This window comes from Henriciella aquimarina, from assembly GCF_002088975.1.
GTDB classification, from domain to species: domain Bacteria; phylum Pseudomonadota; class Alphaproteobacteria; order Caulobacterales; family Hyphomonadaceae; genus Henriciella; species Henriciella aquimarina.
This window is the reverse complement of record NZ_NCST01000104.1, coordinates 1-20,255: the sequence shown is the minus strand read 5'-3', so window position 1 is coordinate 20,255 and position 20,255 is coordinate 1. Positions and strand designations below refer to the sequence as shown.

20 protein-coding genes are annotated in these 20,255 nt (G+C 60.5%); 13 read left to right on the top strand and 7 right to left on the bottom strand.

The genetic code is table 11. The features are described 5' to 3' along the window. From trbL to trbB, 6 genes are all read right to left on the bottom strand, one after another. Positions 1-719 (bottom strand): P-type conjugative transfer protein TrbL (gene trbL / locus B8784_RS16180; protein WP_084398948.1); only part of this gene is annotated, 719 nt, incomplete at its 3' end. Between the two features lie 8 nt (positions 720-727). Further along, a complete protein-coding gene (gene trbJ / locus B8784_RS16175) occupies positions 728-1,444 on the bottom strand; it encodes a P-type conjugative transfer protein TrbJ (RefSeq protein ID WP_084398947.1) in 717 nt (238 codons plus the stop codon). A gap of 9 nt (positions 1,445-1,453) precedes the next feature. Beyond that, positions 1,454-3,919: a conjugal transfer protein TrbE gene (trbE, locus tag B8784_RS16170; RefSeq protein WP_084398946.1), complete on the bottom strand. Its 2,466-nt coding sequence runs from the start codon at positions 3,917-3,919 to the stop codon at positions 1,454-1,456. Then, the gene (locus tag B8784_RS16165) at positions 3,913-4,179 is read right to left on the bottom strand and encodes a VirB3 family type IV secretion system protein (protein ID WP_084398945.1); all 267 of its coding nucleotides are present in this window, start codon (positions 4,177-4,179) and stop codon (positions 3,913-3,915) included. Before B8784_RS16165 ends, trbE begins: the two co-directional genes overlap by 7 nt. 67 nt (positions 4,180-4,246) lie before the next feature. Then, positions 4,247-4,582, bottom strand: a complete 336-nt coding sequence (locus B8784_RS16160) for a TrbC/VirB2 family protein (protein WP_084398944.1) — start codon at positions 4,580-4,582, stop codon at positions 4,247-4,249. After that, positions 4,579-5,574 (bottom strand): P-type conjugative transfer ATPase TrbB, encoded by a 996-nt coding sequence (trbB, locus tag B8784_RS16155; RefSeq protein ID WP_084398943.1) that lies wholly within the window; start codon positions 5,572-5,574, stop codon positions 4,579-4,581. The genes B8784_RS16160 and trbB overlap by 4 nt, the downstream gene beginning before the upstream one ends. A 302-nt stretch (positions 5,575-5,876) precedes the next feature. Between trbB and B8784_RS16150 the strand changes: the two genes are divergently transcribed. Then, positions 5,877-6,725, top strand: a complete 849-nt coding sequence (locus tag B8784_RS16150; RefSeq protein WP_084398942.1) for a DNA -binding domain-containing protein — start codon at positions 5,877-5,879, stop codon at positions 6,723-6,725. Positions 6,726-7,572: 847 nt separating this feature from the next. On the opposite strand, the gene B8784_RS16145 is transcribed toward B8784_RS16150, so the two are convergent. Beyond that, entirely contained in the window at positions 7,573-8,841 is a 1,269-nt protein-coding gene (locus tag B8784_RS16145; RefSeq protein ID WP_084398941.1) for an adenosylmethionine--8-amino-7-oxononanoate transaminase, read from the bottom strand. Between the two features lie 89 nt (positions 8,842-8,930). Between B8784_RS16145 and B8784_RS16140 the strand changes: the two genes are divergently transcribed. From B8784_RS16140 to B8784_RS16085, 12 genes are all read left to right on the top strand, one after another. Next, complete coding sequence (locus tag B8784_RS16140) at positions 8,931-10,052, top strand: aminotransferase class I/II-fold pyridoxal phosphate-dependent enzyme (RefSeq protein WP_084398940.1); 1,122 nt, start codon at positions 8,931-8,933, stop codon at positions 10,050-10,052. Beyond that, positions 10,049-10,654: a dethiobiotin synthase gene (bioD, locus tag B8784_RS16135; RefSeq protein ID WP_084398939.1), complete on the top strand. Its 606-nt coding sequence runs from the start codon at positions 10,049-10,051 to the stop codon at positions 10,652-10,654. The genes B8784_RS16140 and bioD overlap by 4 nt, the downstream gene beginning before the upstream one ends. Positions 10,655-10,936: 282 nt before the next feature. Next, positions 10,937-12,523, top strand: coding sequence for an ATP-dependent nuclease (locus tag B8784_RS16130; protein WP_084398938.1), 1,587 nt, complete (start codon positions 10,937-10,939; stop codon positions 12,521-12,523). Then, the gene (locus B8784_RS16125; protein WP_084398937.1) at positions 12,510-13,595 is read left to right on the top strand and encodes an AAA family ATPase; all 1,086 of its coding nucleotides are present in this window, start codon (positions 12,510-12,512) and stop codon (positions 13,593-13,595) included. Before B8784_RS16130 ends, B8784_RS16125 begins: the two co-directional genes overlap by 14 nt. 92 nt (positions 13,596-13,687) lie before the next feature. After that, the gene (locus tag B8784_RS16120; RefSeq protein WP_084398936.1) at positions 13,688-14,764 is read left to right on the top strand and encodes a Fic family protein; all 1,077 of its coding nucleotides are present in this window, start codon (positions 13,688-13,690) and stop codon (positions 14,762-14,764) included. A gap of 424 nt (positions 14,765-15,188) precedes the next feature. Further along, on the top strand, positions 15,189-15,752 hold the full coding sequence (locus tag B8784_RS16115) for an antirestriction protein ArdA (protein ID WP_084398935.1): 564 nt from the start codon (positions 15,189-15,191) through the stop codon (positions 15,750-15,752). 5 nt (positions 15,753-15,757) lie between these two features. Then, positions 15,758-15,952 carry a hypothetical protein gene (locus tag B8784_RS16110; protein WP_084398949.1) on the top strand — a complete coding sequence of 65 codons (195 nt, stop codon included), beginning with the start codon at positions 15,758-15,760 and terminating at the stop codon, positions 15,950-15,952. Further along, positions 15,949-16,464: a hypothetical protein gene (locus tag B8784_RS16105; RefSeq protein ID WP_084398934.1), complete on the top strand. Its 516-nt coding sequence runs from the start codon at positions 15,949-15,951 to the stop codon at positions 16,462-16,464. The genes B8784_RS16110 and B8784_RS16105 overlap by 4 nt, the downstream gene beginning before the upstream one ends. After that, positions 16,461-18,485 carry a ParB/RepB/Spo0J family partition protein gene (locus B8784_RS16100; protein ID WP_084398933.1) on the top strand — a complete coding sequence of 675 codons (2,025 nt, stop codon included), beginning with the start codon at positions 16,461-16,463 and terminating at the stop codon, positions 18,483-18,485. Before B8784_RS16105 ends, B8784_RS16100 begins: the two co-directional genes overlap by 4 nt. Before the next feature lie 454 nt (positions 18,486-18,939). Next, on the top strand, positions 18,940-19,263 hold the full coding sequence (locus B8784_RS16095; RefSeq protein ID WP_084398932.1) for a DUF736 domain-containing protein: 324 nt from the start codon (positions 18,940-18,942) through the stop codon (positions 19,261-19,263). A 179-nt stretch (positions 19,264-19,442) separates the two neighbouring features. Then, positions 19,443-19,685, top strand: coding sequence for a helix-turn-helix domain-containing protein (locus tag B8784_RS16090; protein WP_084397160.1), 243 nt, complete (start codon positions 19,443-19,445; stop codon positions 19,683-19,685). A gap of 8 nt (positions 19,686-19,693) precedes the next feature. After that, positions 19,694-20,182: a S26 family signal peptidase gene (locus B8784_RS16085; RefSeq protein WP_084397227.1), complete on the top strand. Its 489-nt coding sequence runs from the start codon at positions 19,694-19,696 to the stop codon at positions 20,180-20,182. The last annotated feature ends 73 nt before the right edge of the window (positions 20,183-20,255 follow it).

Below are 20,255 nucleotides of genomic sequence, written 5' to 3'. Positions count from 1 at the left end.
ACGGTCCCCATGATTTGGGCCAGTGTGACATCTGCGCCGGTGCGGAACGCATCTGTGACAGAGGCGAACAGGGTCGAGCCGATGCCGATGATGACAGCGAGCACCATCAGCTTCACACCGGAGGTGATGACATTGCCGAGGACACGTTCGGCGAGGAAGCTTGTCTTGTTCCAGAGCGCAAAGGGCACGAGTACGAACCCGGCAAGTGTCGTCAGTTTGAATTCCAGGATTGTGATGAAGAGCTGCACCGCTAGGACGAAGAAGGCGACCATGATCACCGCCCAGGCGATCAGCATGACGGCGATCATGATGAAGTTGTGGAAGAACGAAATCGGTCCCAGCATGTCACCGATCTCTTCCAGCAGGGGTTTTGCCGCCTCGAAACCGACGCTCGCAATGAAGCCCGGCCGGAGGAGATCGTCCGCTGTCATCGTGCCGCCAACGGCGGTGACGCCGAGTTCGGCGAAACTCTCGAAGATGATATTGGCAAGGACGGAGAAATTGCCGATGATGAAGGCGAAGACGCCGACATAGAGGACTTTCTTCAACAGTCCGGCGATGACGTCCGAATTCTGCGCCAGCGCCCAGAAGAGACCCGCCAGCGTGATATCGATGGCGATCAGCGTGGTCGACAGATACGCGACATCACCCGCTAGCAGGCCGAACCCGCTGTCGATATAGGCGATGAACGTCGCAAGGAAGGTGTCGATCACGTCCATGGCTGGCTTCAGTTCTCCAGGAAGGATTTGGTGCGGGCGCGGCCGCGCTCGGCTTCGGCGAGTTCCCGGGCGCGTTCGAGCGCTTCGGCCCGGTAATAGGCCGCCATCATGCTCTCCATCTGGATGAGCTGCTGGGTCTGCATCGCTTCGATCTGGTTGCCGGCCTGGACGGCCTGCAGATTGCCGACGGCATTCTGGCTGGTTTCGATCAGACCGGCGATCGCTTCGGCATCGGTTTCATTGTCTTCGAGGGCGGCTGAGACCGTGACCAGCGTATCGCGATAGGCAGACCGTGACTGGCGCCAGCGCTGTCTTGCATCCTCGACCAGGACACCCTGCCGGGGAGGTTCCTCGCCATAGGTTTCCGGGTAGACTTCTTCGTATTCGCGTTCAACTTCTTCGACGCCATAGCCGATACCTTCAGCGTCCCGCATCAATTCTTCGATCCGCTTGATCCGGTCCAGAATAATCGCTTCGGCGACATTGACGGGCAGGGTTTCAAGATTGCGGGCCATGTTCTCCAGCATCTCGATCTCATGAGTGAGCTGTTCGATCTGCTGATCGATTTGCTGGAGCGCCCGGACGGCCTGCAGCACGTTCTGAACATGGTTTGCCGGATCATAGACCGCGAGCTGAGCCTGAGCGGGCGGAGCGACGACCACTGTCAGGGGCACGGCGGCGAGGGGGATCAGGATGCCGGCAAGGCCGGAGAGGGTGCGTTTCATGTCTGGCTCCTATTCGGCGGCGATCATGTCGCTGGATGGGACGGAGGGCTCTGGACCCGGCACGTGACCCGGCCAGCGGGCGAGCAGGTCCGCAGCCCAGGGAAGGCCTTTCGCGTGCAGGAACGTCTCCGCGAAGTCTTCCGGTTCGGCCTCGGCCAGCGTCCGGTTGATGCGTTCCTGGTCAATCGGGCTGGACGCGCCGCAGAGGGCGAGCGTGATCGGCCCGAGGCCAAGCTCGAAGACGCGGCAACCGAGCGGCGACTGGTAGTAATAGTCGCGCTTTGGTGTCGCCTGGCTGATCAGTTCCACCTGCCGGGCATTGAGCCCGAAGCGCTCATAGGTTTCTCTCGATTGCGGCTCCTGCGCGCGCTCGTTTGGAAGGAAAATCCGTGTCGGGCAGGATTCGATGAGGGCGGGCGCGATGGAGCTGTTGGCGATGTCGGCCAGGGACTGGGTGGCGAAGACGACGGCAACATTTTTCTTGCGGAGGGTCTTCAGCCATTCGCGAATGCGGGCAGCAAACAGCGGGTCGTCGAGGAAGAGCCAGGCTTCATCGAGGATGAGTAGGGTGGGCCGCCCATCGAATCGGGCTTCGAGCCGGTGAAAGAGATAGGTCAGCACGGGAAGCGCGGCGCCTTTCACGTGCATCAGCGCTTCCATTTCGAAGCAGACCGTGTTCGCGAGGCTGAGACTTTCATGGTCGCTATCGAGCAGGCGGCCATGCGGGCCTTCCAGGGTGAAGGGGTGCAGGGCGGATTTAAGGGTTTCGTCCTGCAGCATCAGGGTGAGGCCGGTCAGGGTCCGTTCGGGTTCCGGCGCGGAGGCCAGCGCCTGCACGCCTTCCCAGAGTCGCGCCTTGAGGTCCGGTGTCATGGCAACGCCTTCATGGGCGCACAGACTGGACAGCCAGTCGGCGGCGAAGCTCGCGCCGGGATCTGTATTTATGTCCTTGAGCGGCTGGAGGCTTGGCGCGTCCGCACCGCCGAGGTCGACATGTGCGCCGCCCATGGCGAGTGTTGCTGCGCGGGATGAGCGCCCCTTGTCGAAGATGAAGACCTGCGCGTCAGTGTAGCGTTTCCATTGCATCGCGATCAGGGACAGGAGCACCGACTTGCCCGCGCCGGTCGGACCGACGACCAGCGTGTGCCCGACATCGCCGACATGCAGGTTTAGCCGGAAGGGGGTCGTGCCATCGGTCTGCGCCTGGATGAGGGCGGGGGCGCTGAGGTGCGTGTTCTCCGCTTCGCCCGCCCAGACGGCCGACAGCGGGACCATATGGGCGAGGTTCAACGTATGCAAGATGGGCTGGCGGACATTGGCGTATGGGTGGCCTGGGAGGCTTCCCAGCCAGGCTTCGACGGCGTTGAGGGTTTCGCGGATCGCGGTGAAACCGCGCCCATTGATGATCCGTTCAGCGATGCGGATATGCTCGTCGACGGTGCGGCGGTCTTCATGCGCAACACTGATGGTGGTGGTGACATAGCCATATGAGACAAGGTCTGAGCCAAGCTCTTGCAGGGCCGCATCGGCATCGCCGGCTTTATTGTCAGCGTCGGTGTCCAGTAGCGCGGCCTGCTCATTAAACATGGTCTCGCGCAGGACGGCGCTGATGGATTTGCGTTTGGCGAACCAGTGCCGGCGTTTCTTGCCGAGTACTTTTTCGGCTTCCGTCTTGTCCATGGCGATGAAGCGGGTCGCCCAGCGATAGGAAAATCCCTGCCGGTTCAGCTCGTCCAGAATGCCGGGCAGGGTAGAGGCCGGAAATCCGAGGATTGTCAGTGTCCGGAGATGCGCCTCTCCGATCGTGGGCTCCAGCCCTCCGGCAAAGGGCTCGTCGGCCAGCACGGCATCGAGGAAGACGGGCAGTTCCGGTGTGACCACGGCATGCCGCTTGGTCGAAATTGTCGAGTGGAGATAGGTGAGCGTCTCGTCGTCGCTTTGGCGGTGGATCTCTGCGAGACAGGTTGCCAGCAGGTCGAAAACGCGCGCGGCATGTTGTTCGAACATCTCCAGCCGGTGACGCCAGGTTTCTGCGTCTTCCGTCTCGGCGCGTTCGATCAATGCCTTCTCGGCGCGGCCCGTCGTGTCGGCTGGCGGGAGCCAGAGCAGGGTCAGATAGTAGGAGCTCTCATATCTGGCACCCGCTTCTTCACTCTGCAGGCCACGCTCCTGATCGACCAACCAGGATGCAGCATCCGGAAATACACATTCCGGATAGTCATGCACTTCATCGCGCTGGGCTTCGAAGAAGAGCGCCCAGCCCGAGCCGAACCGGCGCAGCACGTTGTTGACCCGCGCCATGACGGAGACGAGTTCTTCTTCGGTGGAGCTTTCGAGATCCGGGCCGCGATAACGGAAGGTCGTCTGGAAGCTGCCATCCTTGTTGAGGACCACACCCGGCGCGACGAGACAGGCCCAGGGGAGGTAGTCCGCCAGCAGGCGCGGGCGTTCGCAATACTCTTTCAGGTTCAGCATTGAAGATGCTCCTTGTGGCGGGTCGAACGGCTGGCAACGGCCATGAAATCCGGATCGCTCCTGGCCATGAACACGGCCGCCGAATGGCCGAGCAGCCAGAGCAGGAGGCCGGGGATCCAGAGCCGGAGACCAAGGGCGAGGGCGGCAGCGAGAGTCCCGGTGGCGATGGCGGCCGCGCGAGGCGCGCCCGCCATCAGGATCGGCTCGGTGAGGGACCGGTGCAGGGGGATTTCATAGCCTTGGCATTCGTTGACGCTCATTGCGTTCCTCCCTCGAAACGCTCCACCGGAGCGTTTCGTCTTCTTGCAGAAAAACGGTCGTCACCCATCAGACCAGCGCGCCGCCGCCGAAGCTGAAGAAGGTCAGGAAGAAGCTCGTCGCCGCGAAGGCGATGGAGAGACCGAACACGATCTGGATCAGCTTGCGGAAACCGCCGGATGTCTCGCCGAAGGCGAGGGTTAAACCGGTCAGGGTGATGATGATCACCGCGACGATACGGGCGACCGGGCCTTCAATCGATTGCAGGATCTGGTCGAGCGGTCCTTCCCAGGGCATGCCCGTGCCGGCCGCATGAGCGGGAGTGGCAAGCGCTAGAGTGATAGCCGCGGCGGCCGCGATCTTAAGCGTCCGATTGGCAGCCCAAGTGGATCTATGGTGGTTCACGTCTGGTCTCCTTGCGTGACGAGGGAAAGCTGCGGGGTAATGAGCGGCGCCGTGACATAGGCGGTGCTGTCAAAGCCGGTAATGCGGAGGGCTTCCTGGATTTTGCGCTGGCCACCCGTCCGGCTCATGAAGAGGACAACGTCCACGGCTTCGGCGATCAGATCGTGAGGCGGGCGTGTCGTCGCTTCGAGTGTCAGTTGCTCAAGGCGCTTCAGCGCACCATGCGCGGAGTTGGCGTGAAGCGTCGTGATCCCTCCCGGATGGCCCGTGTTCCAGGCCTTGAGGAGGTCGAGCGCTTCGGCGCCGCGGACTTCACCGACGATAATCCGGTCGGGCCGCAGACGGAGCGTCGAGCGCACGAGCTGCTGGAGTGAAACATTGTCCCTTTGCGTTCGCAGCTGGACGGCATTGGCCGCGGCGCAGCGGAGTTCGCGTGTATCTTCAAGAATGAGGATGCGGTCGGATTCGAAAGCAGGCTCGGCAAGCAGGGCGTTCGTGAACGTGGTTTTGCCCGAAGAGGTACCGCCTGCGATCAGGATGTTGGCATGTGCGCCAATCGCCTCTCGCAAGGCAGCGCAAAGCGCTGGCGAAAGCGCCTGTTGCGAAACATAGTCCTGAAGACTGAACGGTGTCGCGGCCGGCTTTCGGATCGAAAAGCAGGGGGCAGTCGTAATGGGCGGGAGAAGGCCTTCGAACCGCTCGCCAGTGCCGGGGAGTTCGGCTGAGACGATGGGGGAGGTGTGGTTTGCGGCTTCTCCCGCCCCGGAGGCGACCAGGCGGATGACCCGTTCCCGGTCGGCAGCTCCAAGACGATGATCCGAGAGGGTCAGGCCAATGCCGGCGATCTCGATCCAGACCGAACGATCGGGGTTGGCCATGATCTCGATCGTGTCCGGCGCTTCCAGCGCCGCCCGGACGACCGGGCAGAAGGCGGTCCGCAGCATGGCCGACTGGCGGTTTCTGGTTTCCTGTACGTGTTCCGCATGTGCCATCGCCCGGCATCCCTCTGACTGGTCGAGGCGATCTTGTCAGGCGAGGGGGATCAGGTGGAGTTGGATGGTAGGCTAAGCTGGACAGTCTTGCCCAGCCCGGCGCGATGTCTCGCAAAGGGACTATTGCAGGATGCCGGCTCACCGGGCCGGGTGATCAGGGTTACTCAAACCTTCCGGCGGGGGGCAGGGCGGTCATTTAGGGACAAATGTATTACCATTCTGGCCTGAAAGATTAACGCCACCCTCAGATTGAGTGGAATGGCACTCTGATTGCAGAATTTCCCGTGTGAAGGGAAACAACGATGAAAACCTATCCACTCAGATCCGATGGCGCGCTGAAGCGCTACGACTATCTCTCGAACCTCTCCTCGGACCGCTGGGCCTGGGAATATCTCCGGCGCAATGAGAGATTCCGCGCAGATGCCGTCTCACGTCATGAAGACGATATCTCGGAGCGCATGGCCCCCTGTGCGCCGGTCCGGCTGTTGCGGCCGAGGACGGCGCAAACCCTTGCCGCGCGGTGGGGCCTGATCATCATGCCGGATCCGGAACTGAACGGGTTCGAGGCCGACGTCTTCTGGAGCCGGGCCGTCCATCCAGACCAGGTCGAAGTTCATTGCAGCCCGAGAGCCGAGGCCGAACCTTGCCGCATCTTTGAGCGCACCATGCCCGCCTGCAAGGTCACTCATCTTACAGATGGGGAGGGGCGGGAGTTTCTGCTTCTCCGCGGCAATGGCTGCGTCGTGCAGGTCTGTTGTACGGGGCTTTCCCTTCTCAGCATCGAGACGGTCCGAATGGAGCTGACGATTTCCGACATGGATGCCTATGAGCGCAAATTGAAGGCGCAGAAGGAAGCGCTCGAACTCTATGGCAGCACAAGCGCAGTCCAGACGCCGCTCTGGTCGAAACGCACCCAGATCCTTCGTGATGGTCTGATCGCGCTTGATTGTCTTGAACTCGGAATGAGCCGTAGGGACATCGCAGCGGTCCTGTATGGCAAGGAGGCCGTCGATGCAGAGTGGTCCGATGATCGGGGGACGATGCGCGACGCAGTCAAATATCTGGTCAACAAGGCCGAAAGCCTGCGCGATGGGGGCTATCTTATCGAGCTTCTGGACGGGCATCTTGGGCCTTATCAGGCTGCCGCATGATGGCCTGCCATTAATAGGCGGATTTGTTGTTAAAGTTAAACCCATCATCCCTTGATAAGGGTTGTTGCTTGTTAAAGGATACGGGATCATAATCTTCCCCAGGAACGGGTTGGGACCTACGCGACAAGCTTTGTCGCAGATTAAATCGTTCGCGCCTATGTGCCCAAGCCTCTCCTGCCCGAACCTGTTCTTGATCTGACAGACCTTTCGGCTCTTGTCAGTGAAGCGATGTACGCCTTGGGCAGCTCGACGGCGTCCGTGCGGTCGCGCCGGACGCCTCGCTCTTTGATCTCCTGCTTTATGAAAAAGCCGCAATGCCGGGAGCGAGCGTTCCCTCCATGAAGAGGAAAGGGGATTGCCGCCGGTCTCGCGCATCTACAGTTTGAGACAATCCATTATGTCCTCCTGCAGGAGGTGCGCAAATATGGCCGCTGGGAAGCCTGGCTCGAATTTTTCCTGACCCGTGGGCGTGACATTGCCCGGCAGGCCCATGAGGCGGCGCGAACGATCGAGGCCATGTTCGTGGAGGATGCCGGGAAGCTCACTCGACTTGACCGCGCCGCGCGCCGACCGCCCGGCAGATATTCAGCGTCCTGCAGACCCATCCCCTCGTCTCGATCGGAATGGCTGCAGAGAGCGAACGGGTATCCTTCCCGGCAGCGACGGGCGGGCTATAGAATCTCCGGAAACAGGGGATTGTTTCGGAATTAACCGGCCGCGCGCGTGTCCTTGCGTATACACGCTATCTCGACCTGCTTGGCGAGGGCACCGATCCGATCTCATGAGCTTGAGGGCCCACGACCTTTCTTCTCTGGCCACTCGCCGGCCCAATACGCGCAGGATTGCGTCATACGACCCTGGATTCTGCAAATTCCGAGACCGCGTTCGTCAGAGACGAAAGGTCCGCAGCTTCGATGACGTAGGCGGGTGTAAGGTAAACGACTGTTCCCAGCGGCCGGATGAAAGTGCCCCGCTCGATAAACCAGCTTCGCGCGGCATTGACGTTGAAATCCTTCTCGAACTCCACGGCGGCCACCGCCCCGCAGATACGGACATCTGCGACGCCCGGCTGGCTGGAGAGCGGTGCAAGCTCGTCCAGCAGCTGTCGCTCGATCGCGCGGACCTGCTCAAGGCGCGGTTCGTTCTCGAACAGGTCGAGCCCGGCATTCGCCACGGCGCAGCCGATGGCATGTCCGGTGAAGGTCGGGCCGTGCATGAGGGCATATTCGGGAGAGTCGGTATGGAATGCGTCATACACCTTCCGGCTTGCAATCGTGGCGGCAAGCGGCGTGACGCCGCCCGTCAGCGCCTTGCCGAGGCAGAGAATGTCGGGCGTCACGCCGGCACGGTCGGCGGCGAAGATTTCTCCCGTCCTGCCGAAGCCAGTGAAGATCTCGTCGAAGATCAGCAGCACGCCGTGCCGGTCGCAGACCTCCCGCAACGCTTTCAGCGTTTCAGGTGAATGCATGTGCATTCCGCCTGCGCCCTGGATCAGCGGCTCGACAATGACGGCGGCAATGTCGTCATGGCCGGACAGCAGCCTGTCTAAGGCTGCGGCGCGATCATCAGTATCCGGGAGGTCGACGACATACTGTTCCGGCACGACCCCGGCGAAGAGGCTGTGCATGCCTTCCTCCGGATCGCAGACCGACATGGTCGCGAACGTGTCCCCGTGGTACCCGCCCTTGAAGCTGACGAACCGCGTCCGCCGCGCTCCTGTCCGGTTCATCGCATACTGCACGGCGACCTTCATCGCGACTTCCACGGCCACCGACCCGGATTCAGTGAAGAAGGTTCTGCAGAGATCGCCTGGCGTCACCTGCGACAAACGCGAGGCCAGCCTGTAGGCCTGCTCATGCGCAAGCCCGCCCAGCATGATGTGAGGCATTGTCTCCAGCTGTTCATGTGCAGCCTTGAGCAGGGCGGGATGATTGTAGCCGTGCACGCTCGTCCACCAGCTGCCAACCCCGTCGATGAGAGTGGTTCCATCGGCCATGTTCAGGCGTGCGCCTTCGGTCGAGGAGATAGGCGCCGGGTCCGGCTGGGTCTTCATCTGCGCATAGGGGAGCCAGATATGATCCAGCCCTTTCCTGAACCAGCTTTCGATGTCGTCCATGTTTAGTTCTCCTGAAGGGGCAGGTGACTTGCGAAGGGTTTGCAGCTGACTAGGACATGTCCGCGTAGAGTTCGAGGACACGCAGCTTCATGAGTTCATTAGATCGTCTGACACAACATGCCGAAGCCCGTGTTGCGCAACTGCACGAAACCGGTCGACACCGCACATTGAAGCCGACCCACCGGATGGCCGGAGCCCGTGCGAGCCGCGCCGGCCGTGACCTCGTTTCCTTCTGCGACAATGATTACCTATCGCTTGCCTGTGACGAACGGCTGATCGATGCCGCCTGCGAGGCGGCGCGGCGCTACGGCGTTGGGGCAGGAGCTTCGCGCCTGATAACGGGCAACTGCCCGTTGAACGGCATTCTGGAGTCCCGGTTGGCAGAGATAAAAGCTACGGAAAGTTGCCTGGTTTTCGGGTCGGGCTATCTCGCGAATGTTGGCGCAATTCCGGCGCTGGTTGGCCGTCGCGACACCATCCTGATGGATGAGCTTTCGCATTCCTGCATGCACGCCGGCGCGCGTCTTTCGGGCGCCGAAATCCGCATCTTCGAGCACAATAATGTAAGGCACGCTGAGACGCTGATGCAGGATGCGCCCGGCCAGGTCCTGCTGATGACGGAAACCGTCTTCTCCATGGACGGCGATGTTGCGCCACTGGACGAACTCGCGGCCCTTTGCGAGCGCCACGAGGCCTGGCTCATGACGGACGACGCCCACGGGTTCGGCATGCTGGATCAGGCCAATCCTGCCCTCGTCCAGATGGGAACGCTGTCAAAGTCGGCCGGGGCATATGGCGGCTATGTCTGCGCGCCAGCCCCTGTCATTGAAATGCTGACAAGCCGGGCGCGCAGCCTCGTCTATACCACCGGCCTTCCGGCGCCGGTCCTGGCGGCCGCCCTTGCGGCTCTCGACATCATGAAAGCCGAACCCGAACGTGCGGTGCAGGCTCGGTCGAACGCGGCCCTGTTTTGTGACCTCATGGCGCTTCCGGCGCCTGAAAGCTTGGTCGTACCCGTTATCATCGGCGACGAGGACCGGGCCATGGCGATCTCGGCTGCGCTCGAGCAGGAAGGCTTTCTCGTCACCGCCATTCGGCCGCCCACAGTACCGGAAGGCACATCGCGTCTTCGTATCACCTTCGCGGCGGGCCATTCGGAGGCAGATGTCAGGCGGCTCGCTCAAGCTCTGAAAGAAGTCGTGCCGGCATGAAGGGCTACTTCGTCACCGCGATCGGGACCGAAATCGGAAAGACCTATGTCTCGTCCGCTCTGCTGAGGGCATGGCGCCGGTCGGGCCTGGCGGTGCATGCCGTCAAGCCTGTAATGAGTGGCTTCGAGGAAGCTGAGCTTGCAGCGACCGATGCTGGCCAGCTGCTGGCCGCGTGCGGGCGCGAAGTCAATTCCCTATCGGTCTCGGACATCTGCCTCCATCGGTTCGAAGCGCCGCTGGCGCCGAATGTCGCAATGCGGCAGACGGGTGTTCAGCAGGATTACCGGGCCATCCGCGATTTCGTCCGCTCGCATCTTTCCGGGTGTCCGGCGGGCCGCCTCCTCGTCGAGGGGGCAGGTGGGGTGATGTCGCCGCTGACCGATGAGGCTCTCCAGATCGACCTGATGGCTGACCTCGGCCTCCCTGTCCTGCTGGTCGCCGCGCCCTATCTGGGAGCCGTCTCCCATACGCTAACGGCTATCGATGCGCTCCAGGTGCGCGGGCTCGAAATCGCCCAACTCATCATCTCACAACCGGGTCCGGAGAGCCCGCCACCGGCCTCGCTTGGTGAGGAAGTCAGCCGGTTTCGTGATGTGGCTTGACAGACCGTACCGTATGGTTCTCGAGTTTCTATTCGATTGTAAGCGAAAGCCATCCGCTCTTTCTAGCAACGCGTTGGCGTCGCGTAACTGCCGACTTGAAGGGTTATGGCGAACAAGGGACTGATCGGCGAGGGCGCTCAGTAAGCTTGACGGTTAAGCTGGGAAGCAGATCAGGGCTATATCCTCCACGCTTGGCGATCGTAATTGTGACTTATTGAATGTCGCTCTTTCACTGAAGTCTGAGGACGATTTATCCTGATCTTTTCAAGACAGGGGGGCAAAATGATCAAGCGCGTGATCGTCAAGAGCTATAAGTGTCTAAGGGACACTGATGTCGAATTCCGACCCGGCCTCAACATCGTGGTCGGTGACAATGAGTGCGGCAAGTCCACGCTTCTTGAAGCCATCAATTTGGGACTGACCGGACAGCTGAACAGGCGGCCGGCCGGCTATGAACTGCACCCCTATCTTTTCAATAAGGATGTGACGGCCGAATATGTGGCCGCACTCCGGGACGGGCAAACGGTTCCGCCCCCTCATATTCTCGTAGAGATCTACTTCGAGGATACCGCCCCGGCCGAACTGAAAGGCGACAACAATACGCGCGCGGAAGACTGCTCTGGCGTGAAGCTCCGCATCCAGCTCGATGACAAATTCGCTGCTGAGTACGAAACCGTCATCGCCTCTCCGGAAAAGCTCACAATGGTGCCCGTGGAGTATTACCACGTTGAGTGGGAGAGCTTTGCCCTTGATCCCATGCACATCCGTTCGACGCCAATCAAGCCGGTGCTCATCGATCCTGGCGCGATCACTAACGCTTACGCCGCCAACCGGTATGTGGTCGATATCGCACGGGACTTTCTATCGCCCAGTCAGCAAGCAAACCTGGCCCTGACTTATCGCCATATGCGAGAGCTCTTCCACGATGATGATAACGTTTCTGCCGTAAACGAACACCTGCGCGAAAACTCAGGAGAAATCTCTGACAAAGCGCTGAGCGTTGGACTCGATATGACAGCGAAGGCCGGTTGGGACGCGAGCATTCTGCCACATCTGGACGAGCTTCCGCTGAGCCAGGTCGGCAAGGGCGAACAGAACGCGGTAAAGATAAAACTGGCGCTCAAAGGCGGTGAGGAACGACCGGTCTTGCTGCTGGAGGAGCCGGAGAACCACCTCTCCCATACGAACCTCAACAGGTTGATTGCCTACATCGCTGAAAAGGTCGGCGAGCGTCAGATGATCGTGACCACACACAACAGCTTCGTGCTGAACAAGCTCGGCATCGACAGAACCTTGATGTTCGATGGGACAAGCGGGGTCCGGTTGAGCGATCTACCTGATGAGACGCGGAACTATTTCCTCAAACTGCCGGGCCATGACACGCTACGCATGGTCTTGGCTGCAAAGACGATACTGGTTGAAGGCCCCTCCGACGAGCTAGTGGTGCAAAAGGCCTACAAGCAGAGGTTCGGGCGTATGCCCCTGGAAGACGGCGTAGAGGTCATCACGGTCAACTCGCTCGCCTTCAAGCGCTTCCTCGATATCGCCAAGCTCATGCAGCTTCAGGTTCGCGTGGTCACCGACAATGACGGGAACCTCGAAAAGCTTCGCAACAAGTATGAGGGCTATTTCGATATCGACGGCCTGAGGATTTGCTTCAATGAGGATGAAGCTCAGCATACGCTCGAACCCAGCCTCCTTGCCGTCAATTCGGTAGACACCCTCAATGAAGTTTTCGAAACGACGTTTGAGAGCGGTGAGGACATTGCCGCTTACATGGAAGACCGTAAGACCCAGTCTGCTTTAAGGCTCTTCGAGTCAGATATAGAAATCACCATGCCGCAGTATATTCAGGATGCCATCGAATAATCTGGTCACCATCGCGACCGCAGGGTCAGGAAAGACCACAGGACTTGTTCGTGAGGCCCTGGCTGCTGCCGATGAGAAATCAGCCCTTCTGACATATACGAGAAATGGAGCGGGCGAACTCAGGACAAAAGCCCTGCTCGAACGAGGCGTGGTGCCAGAACACGTGCATGTCATCACATGGTTCACCTTTCTTCTGAAGCATTTCGTGCGCCCCTATCAAAGAACCCTGCACGAGACGCCCGTCAGAAAGTTGACGTTCGTAGAGGACCGGTCTGCCCGATACGTGCCCAAATCAGATGTGGGCCGGTACTACTTCAGCGAACCCGACAGCATTTTCAGCGACAAGATCGCCCAGTTCGGATGTGAGGTTATTCAACGAACGGGTGGCCGACCCCTTCGCAGACTGGAGCAGATCTACCAGCGATTATACATCGACGAAGTTCAGGATCTGGCAGGCTATGACCTCGACCTGCTGGAGCACATCTTCGCCACCAATATACAAGTGCGAATGGTCGGCGATATCCGCCAAGCCACCTACAAAACCAACAATTCTGGCCGGAATTCGCAATTTGGTGGCGCCCGAATCCTTTCGAAGTTCGAGGCGTGGCAAAAGGCTGACCGCTTGGCGATCGATTACAACACAAGCTCGCACAGATGCGTTCAGGCGATCTGTGATCTGGCCGATCTTCTCTATCCCGATCTTCCGAAGGCAACGTCGCTAAACGCAGATGAGACCGGCCATGATGGGGTGTTCGCAGTGCGCCTATCTGATGTGCCCGCCTACATGGAGGCCTTTCAGCCACAGCCACTCAGATTGGACAGGCGAACCAAAAATGTCCCTGGATGCCCGATGAATTTCGGGGCAGCCAAGGGATGCACGTTTGAGCGCGTGATCATTTTTCCGCACGGAAAGCTGCGCGATGCCATAAAGCATAGGGACTTTGCCAGATTGGGGGATGCCCCGTCGACAATCGCAAAAGTCTATGTCGCCATTACCCGTGCGCGCCAGAGCGTCGCCTTTGTCATTCCGGATAATATGAAGCCCGCCCTCATCCCCGTATTCGACGGCTAGATGTCTCATTGGATATTTATGGATATTCTTTTGGATAAGCCGATCAGCGTCTTCTCTTGACTTAATGGATATCTATGGGTATATTTTTGGATATGACCCTGAATGCAGGCACACTCGAAATCACCTCGGAGACGCTCAAACTCATCGCAGAGATCGATGAGTTCAAGGGCGCATGGCGCGCGCTCGGCACACTCGCCCCTGAGCGCCTCTCCGCCCTGCGCCGGGTTGCGACGATAGAGAGTATCGGGTCCTCCACGCGGATCGAAGGCAGCAAGCTCTCAGACCGTGATGTCGAGCGCCTTCTCTCCAATATCGAGATCAAGGCATTCGAGACGCGCGATGAACAGGAAGTGGCCGGCTATGCCGAGGTCATGGATACAGTCTTCTCGAATGCTGACCACATCACACTCACGGAAAACCATATCAAGCAGCTTCACCGCGACCTTCTTGCCTACAGCCAGAAGGATGAACGCCATCGCGGTGAATACAAGACCAACACCAACCATGTGAGCGCCTTTGATGAGGACGGCCATGAAGTGGGCGTGATCTTTCAGACAGCCACACCCTTCGACACACCGCGCCTGATGGAAGAGCTGGTCGCCTGGACCAATGAGGCTTTCGAAGCAGAGACCCACCACCCGCTTCTAATCATTGCGGTCTTCACTGTGGTCTTTCTGGAAATCCATCCCTTCCAGGATGGTAACGGGCGCTTGTCGCGTGTTCTGACAACCTTGCTCCTGCTGCGTGCGGGCTATGTCTATGTGCCCTACAGCTCGCTCGAAAGCGTCGTCGAGAACAGCAAGGAAGGCTACTACCTTGCCCTTCGCCAGACCCAGCAGACCATCCGGAGCAAAAAGCCGAACTGGTCACCGTGGGTGAGCTATTTCCTGAAAGCGCTTCAGCAGCAGAAAAACCGGCTTCAGAAAAAGATCGAGCGGGAAAAGATCATGGTTGAGAGCCTGCCTGAGCTTTCACTCCAGATCCTCGATCTTGCCCGTGAACATGACAAGATCACCAATGCCATGATCGTGCGCGTGACCGGCGCTAACCGCAACACGGTCAAGAAACACCTGCAGGCGCTTGTCGAAGCCAATCACCTTGCCCAATCCGGCAAGGGCAAGGGCACAACTTATTCAAGAAGCGCACACAGCGCAGTGCGGGAGAAATGAGGTAACAGATCACCCTTGCCGGGCAGCCCAGCGGCATGCGGGTGTCTCGCCGGTGATCGCGCCAGGCTGCGCTTCCCACTGCAGGGCAGAGGGGTCGCAGCCTTCCTGGCCTTTAAAAGCGGTTCTGGGACGGTAGGGATGACCATCTAGCGGCAGGCGCGGCAGAGCTATTGCTGAACGGCCTATGCCCGTTCCTCCGGCGTCCATGACAGTCTCCCTCTCAGACGGAGGTGGGCGGACGACCGGTCTGCCCGCACCCGCCGCTTGCGCAAGGCGACGGGACTGAAGGCGTCTGGAAGTGGTCTCAGCGTCCTACCTTTCCGCCTTGCGCAACCGGCTAATGGGTCCGGCCTGCCGGCCTTCTCGCCGCCCACCCCCGCCTGATGCGGGAGGGACATTTGGGCGGGGAGACGAGACTGACGCCATGACCATACCGCAACCTTCAGCCCCCCTTGCGGCAGACGCTGCACCCACATTTCCAGACCGGCCCCGTATTTATGTGGCCTGCCTTGCCGCCTACAATAATGGCTGCTTGCACGGGCGCTGGATCGAGGCCACCACGCCGGATGAGGTGATGGACGAGGTTCGCGCCATGCTGGCTGCGTCGCCGATACGGCGAGCCGAGGAATGGGCGATCCATGACTATGAAGGCTTCGAAGGCGCGCACCTGTCGGAATATGCGAGCTTCGGGACAGTCTGTAATCTGGCCGATTTTATTGCCGAACATGGCAGGCTCGGCGCGCTGGTCCGTCGCCATTTCGGGGATGACCTTGAGCAGGCCGTGGCGGCTTTCGACGATTACGCAGGCTGCTTTTCGAGCCGGGCAGACTTTGCGGAGGAATTGTACCGCGACACCGGGACGGAATTCCCCGCAGCCCTCGAATACTATATCGACTGGTCAGCGCTCGCCCGCGACATGGAGCTCAATGGCGACATCATGGTGTTCGAGACAGGGTTCGAAGACGTTCACGTCTTCTGGACGCGGTGAGCGCCATGGCGAGATTTCAGGCAAGACCGCGCGAAGATGGACGTGGCCCCTATCGCTGGGCGCATGTCGTGAAGACCGCGCAAGGGTTCGCGCAGGGCACGATCTATCACCAGTCTGGTGACGACCTCAGCGAGGCAGACACGCGCGAGTTACGCGCGCTCTGCGACCGGATGGGATTCGAGCTTCGGAGGGCGTCATGAGCTTTACCGAACGCTTTGATGCATACGCCTGCGAGGGCGACACAATCAGCTGTGAGATCGAGGGCTTCACCCTCACGGCCCGGATTGTCGCCGAGTTCCGAGGATCAGGAAACGCTCCAGTGGAGCGTTTTCCCGAGGGACGCCCCGACGCGCCGGACCAGAGACAGGACGGATTCTGGCCTTCGCTCTACAAGGATGCGCCGGGGTTCATCGGGCCGGGGAATGGCTTTCGTCAGCGCTTCGCCGAGGCACAGGCCAAGGCCGAAGCCGTCATGGAAGCATGGCGCAAGGGTGAGTGGTTCTATTGCGGGATCGTGCTCACTGTGGAGCGGGACGGCATCGAACTGGACGACCAAGCCGCGAGCCTCTGGGGCGTCGAGTGTAATTATCCCGGTGCGGACAATAGCTACCTCACCACGGTTGCGAACGAGCTATTGTCCGAGGCGCTGAACGCAGGCCGCGCCTCTGCGGCACGGCTTGCGGCGACCGTGACAGGCTGGGCCGCGACATGAGCGCGGCCCGCTCCCTCGCTGAAAGGCTCGGCCCCCGGCCCCGCATGACACTGGTCATTGCCGAGGCCCAGGTCGCCGAAATCTGGGTCGAGGGCCGCGCGCCCCTGATCACGATCCGCGACTATGACTGGGGCGAAACCGACCCTGAACCAAGCCGCGACGGCGACGGCTTTCCCTTCACCAAGATCAATTGGAGAGGCCCGGCATGGGCGCTGGGCCTCTCGCTTTACCCGCCAGAAAAGGAGACCTCCATGGCACAGCCCGACCTCAAACATATCCCGCTCGACGCGCTTCGGATTTCCAAACTCAATATGCGGCACGGACGGAAGAAGCCGGACGTTTCCGACATCCTGCCATCCATCCGTGAGAGCGGGTTGCGCCAGACATTGCTGGTCCGCCGCGAAGGCAAATATTATGGCGTCATTGCCGGACGCCGCCGCTTCTTCGCCCTGAAAGAGATTGCGAGGGAGACAGGCGAGATGCCACTGGTCCCCTGCGCGATCATGACAGAGAAGGATGCGGCGAGTGCGATTGCAGCCTCCGTCATCGAGAATGTCGGACGCCTGCCAGCGACCGAGATGGAGCAGTATGAAGCATTCAAGCGGCTCCATGATGAAGGCAAGGTGGTTGAGGATATTGCGACCTTTTTCGGGGTGACCGAGCTGCTGGTGCGGCGTGTACTCGCGCTCGCCTCGCTGGCCGAACCGATCCGGAAGCTTTACGCTGAGGACGAGCTAGACCGCGAAACAATCCGCGCGCTGACGCTCGCCACGCCCGGCCAGCAGGCCGAATGGCTTCGCCTCTTCGAGAGCGAATCCGAGCGCGCCCCGATGGGCCGGTCCTGCAAGGCTTGGATTACGGGCGGGACGACCATAACGACCGACAAGGCCCTGTTCGACTTGGACACTTATGAAGGTCAGGTCAGTGCCGACCTGTTTGGCGAGCATGGCGTGTTCGCCGATGCCGACCGGTTCTGGCAGGCCCAATCCGTCGCGATAGCCGAGCGGATTGAGGCCTACAGGGAAGCTGGCTGGTGCGATGTCATCTGCCTTGAGCGCGGCGCGTATTTCCACCGCTGGGACCATGTCCGGTGCGCCAAGGAAGATGGCGGAAAGGTCTTCATTGAAATCCGCCATGACGGGACGGTCCAGTTCCATGAGGGACAGGTGACCTCTGCCGAGGCCCGCAAGCGCGAGCGCTCCGCCAATGACGATGGCGATACTGTTCTGCCAGCGATCCGGCCAGAAATGTCCGGCCCGCTCGCCGAGTATATCCTGCTCCACCGACATGCCGCCGCGCAGGCGAGCCTTGCCACGTCGCCTGCAATTGCGCTCCGCCTGATGGTCGCGCATGCGATGGCTGGGAGTGCGCTCTGGGATGTCCAGCCTTTCGAGCTTCGTGCCCGCAAGGATGAGACGCAGGCGAGCGTCGAAGGCTCGGCATCCGTGGATACACTTGGCGAGAGGACGGCGCAGGCGGACGCCCTGTTCAAGGCGCTCGACGTCGATCCGGCCCTTCGCCGGAACGGGGATGACTACCGGCTCTGCAAGATTTTCTCCGCACTGCTCGCCATGTCGGATGATGAAGTCCAGGCTGTTCTGGCGAGCGTCATGGCCCGCACGCTTGAGGCCGGGAATGGTATCGTTGAAGCCGTCCTGCATGTCTGTGGCACCGACCTGCCCAAGGCGTGGAAGCCGGACGAAACCTTCTTCCACCTCACCAAGGACAAGCGCGCCATCAATGCGATGATTGGAGATATTGCCACGACCTCGCTCGCCGACTCCTACCGGACCGACACGGGCAAGGCGCAGAAGCAGGTGCTGGCGAACCGGATCGCAGGTGAGGGCTGCGAAGCCAGTCCCGACTGGCGGCCGGGATGGATGCAAGTTCCGCCGACCCGCCTTGTCGAAGGAGCCGGGTCACCGCCTGCCGATGCGTGGGCACGGGTGGCGGGCCTGTTCGAGGTGGAGGCAGAAACTGCGGCCAATGAGACGCCTGTACAGCAACAGGACGCTGCCTGAACACTCATCTCCTGTTCAGGCAGCATGAGGGGCCGTCCGGTGCATGTCACTGGGCGGCTTCGCGCATTCTGGGACGCGAGGATGGCGGCTTTGATGCCTAGGCGATTGCGCAAATGCCCTCATAAAAAATCGCGCGTCTTGAGGTCTCGCTGGGTCACTCCGAGACGTTTGAACGCGGTCTGTACTTTTTCCCTGAGCATCCCCCGGCCCCTTGCTCCCGTCTTTGCCTTGAAGACCTGGACGGGGGCTGAGCGGCCATGAAACCGCCCGCCACGAAGAAATTTCCCCGCCGCTTTGCGGCTCCTCGCGCGGCAAATTTCTTCGCCTCAGGCGGTGCTCCGCATTCGCTTCGCCCCATTCGGGTTCTGGCCCCTCAGCCCCGTCCGGGCGGTCCGGCGTCGACGGGGACAAGGGGTCCCCGGAGACAATGCCAAGGACAGAAAAGGAGACCCCCATGGCAAACGCACTCGGATATGTCAGCGAGACCAAGACCGGTTTTGAAGGTTCGCTCGCAATGATGAATCTCTCTGCCGCCATCCGCATTGAAAAGAATTCGGACAAGACCGAAGAGGACCAGCCGGACTTCCGCATCTATGCGGGCGAGACCTCGACCGAGATCGGCGGAGGCTGGATGCGGAAATCGAAGGCATCGGGACGCGACTATGTCTCGCTCACCCTCGCCGACCCGCAGATCGGACCGCGCCGGATCTTCGCCAACCTTGCCCCGGTCAAGGGCCAGAAAGGCCGGCACGTGATCCTCTGGAACGCGCGCGACTAGCCGGAAACACCGTCGCAAACGAGCCACTCCGGGCATGCAGGCCGGGGTGGCTCTCATTGCAGGGCGCGATGGTTATGCCGGCCGGGCAAGAGCCGCCATGCGCGTTTTGCCTCTCCATTTCGACCTGCTTCCGGCCAGTCTGGTCTCATCGGACGGTGGACTGACGAAAGGAGATCGCAATGGCCGATATTGAACATACGAGCCCCGGCCAGGGGGATGACAGTGAGTTCTTCAGTGTTGAGGAAGCCGCAAGATATCTGCGGCTGACGCGTTCCACGCTGGATCATTATCGCTGCCAGGGCAGGGGGCCGGTCTATCGAAAACACGGCGCCCGCGTCTTCTACACGCGTACAAGCCTCGATACCTGGTCGAACAGGCATACTTATGTCTCGACCTCCGAGCGGATTAAGCCCGAGTCGTGAGGTGGGCCATGGTGAGCGTCACAACGGCTGCCATAGGGCTCACGCTTGCCAGTCACGCACTCCCGGTTCGAAAATACCTTGTCTGGAACCGGACCGGGTCTGCGCCTATCGGGCTTTATCGGCTGAGCGGCGACCAATTCACCCTCGGCCGATGGGGTGCCGTCTCAGCCGATAGCGATGCTGCGAAATGGTCAGCGTCACGAGGTTATGTCGGCGATGGCTGGCCTCTCCTAAAGCGGATCGCCGCGCTTCCCGGCGCAGAAATATGCCGTGAAGATCTCGATATTTTTATCGACGGAAAGCCCGTCGCGAAGGCTTTGTCGCGTGATGCACAGGGACGTAAAATGCCGGAATGGCACGGATGTGTCGTGGTGCAGGACGACGAAATTTTCCTCCTGAATGCGCATCCACGCTCGCTCGACGGGCGGTATTTCGGCGTCACAAAAGTCCGGGATGTGGACGGCGTCGCCGTCCTCGTCTTTTTATGGCCCGGCTGAAAGGCGTGCAAGCGGATGCAAGGCGATGCAAGCGAATACAGGGGAGAGAGGTGCGAACCCGGAAGGGCAAGAT

Excerpts from the sequence above, each read along its gene's own strand:
- B8784_RS16140 (WP_084398940.1), top strand. The coding sequence starts at position 8,931 with ATGAGTTCATTAGATCGTCTGACACAACATGCCGAAGCCCGTGTTGCG.
- B8784_RS16120 (WP_084398936.1), top strand. The coding sequence starts at position 13,688 with ATGACCCTGAATGCAGGCACACTCGAAATCACCTCGGAGACGCTCAAA.
- B8784_RS16115 (WP_084398935.1), top strand. The coding sequence starts at position 15,189 with ATGACCATACCGCAACCTTCAGCCCCCCTTGCGGCAGACGCTGCACCC.
- B8784_RS16095 (WP_084398932.1), top strand. The coding sequence starts at position 18,940 with ATGGCAAACGCACTCGGATATGTCAGCGAGACCAAGACCGGTTTTGAA.
- B8784_RS16090 (WP_084397160.1), top strand. The coding sequence starts at position 19,443 with ATGGCCGATATTGAACATACGAGCCCCGGCCAGGGGGATGACAGTGAG.
- B8784_RS16145 (WP_084398941.1), bottom strand. The coding sequence starts at position 8,841 with ATGGACGACATCGAAAGCTGGTTCAGGAAAGGGCTGGATCATATCTGG.
- B8784_RS16165 (WP_084398945.1), bottom strand. The coding sequence starts at position 4,179 with ATGAGCGTCAACGAATGCCAAGGCTATGAAATCCCCCTGCACCGGTCC.
- trbB (WP_084398943.1), bottom strand. The coding sequence starts at position 5,574 with ATGGCACATGCGGAACACGTACAGGAAACCAGAAACCGCCAGTCGGCC.
- trbE (WP_084398946.1), bottom strand. The coding sequence starts at position 3,919 with ATGCTGAACCTGAAAGAGTATTGCGAACGCCCGCGCCTGCTGGCGGAC.
- B8784_RS16105 (WP_084398934.1), top strand. The coding sequence starts at position 15,949 with ATGAGCTTTACCGAACGCTTTGATGCATACGCCTGCGAGGGCGACACA.
- B8784_RS16130 (WP_084398938.1), top strand. The coding sequence starts at position 10,937 with ATGATCAAGCGCGTGATCGTCAAGAGCTATAAGTGTCTAAGGGACACT.
- B8784_RS16110 (WP_084398949.1), top strand. The coding sequence starts at position 15,758 with ATGGCGAGATTTCAGGCAAGACCGCGCGAAGATGGACGTGGCCCCTAT.
- B8784_RS16150 (WP_084398942.1), top strand. The coding sequence starts at position 5,877 with ATGAAAACCTATCCACTCAGATCCGATGGCGCGCTGAAGCGCTACGAC.
- trbJ (WP_084398947.1), bottom strand. The coding sequence starts at position 1,444 with ATGAAACGCACCCTCTCCGGCCTTGCCGGCATCCTGATCCCCCTCGCC.
- B8784_RS16125 (WP_084398937.1), top strand. The coding sequence starts at position 12,510 with ATGCCATCGAATAATCTGGTCACCATCGCGACCGCAGGGTCAGGAAAG.
- B8784_RS16085 (WP_084397227.1), top strand. The coding sequence starts at position 19,694 with ATGGTGAGCGTCACAACGGCTGCCATAGGGCTCACGCTTGCCAGTCAC.
- bioD (WP_084398939.1), top strand. The coding sequence starts at position 10,049 with ATGAAGGGCTACTTCGTCACCGCGATCGGGACCGAAATCGGAAAGACC.
- B8784_RS16100 (WP_084398933.1), top strand. The coding sequence starts at position 16,461 with ATGAGCGCGGCCCGCTCCCTCGCTGAAAGGCTCGGCCCCCGGCCCCGC.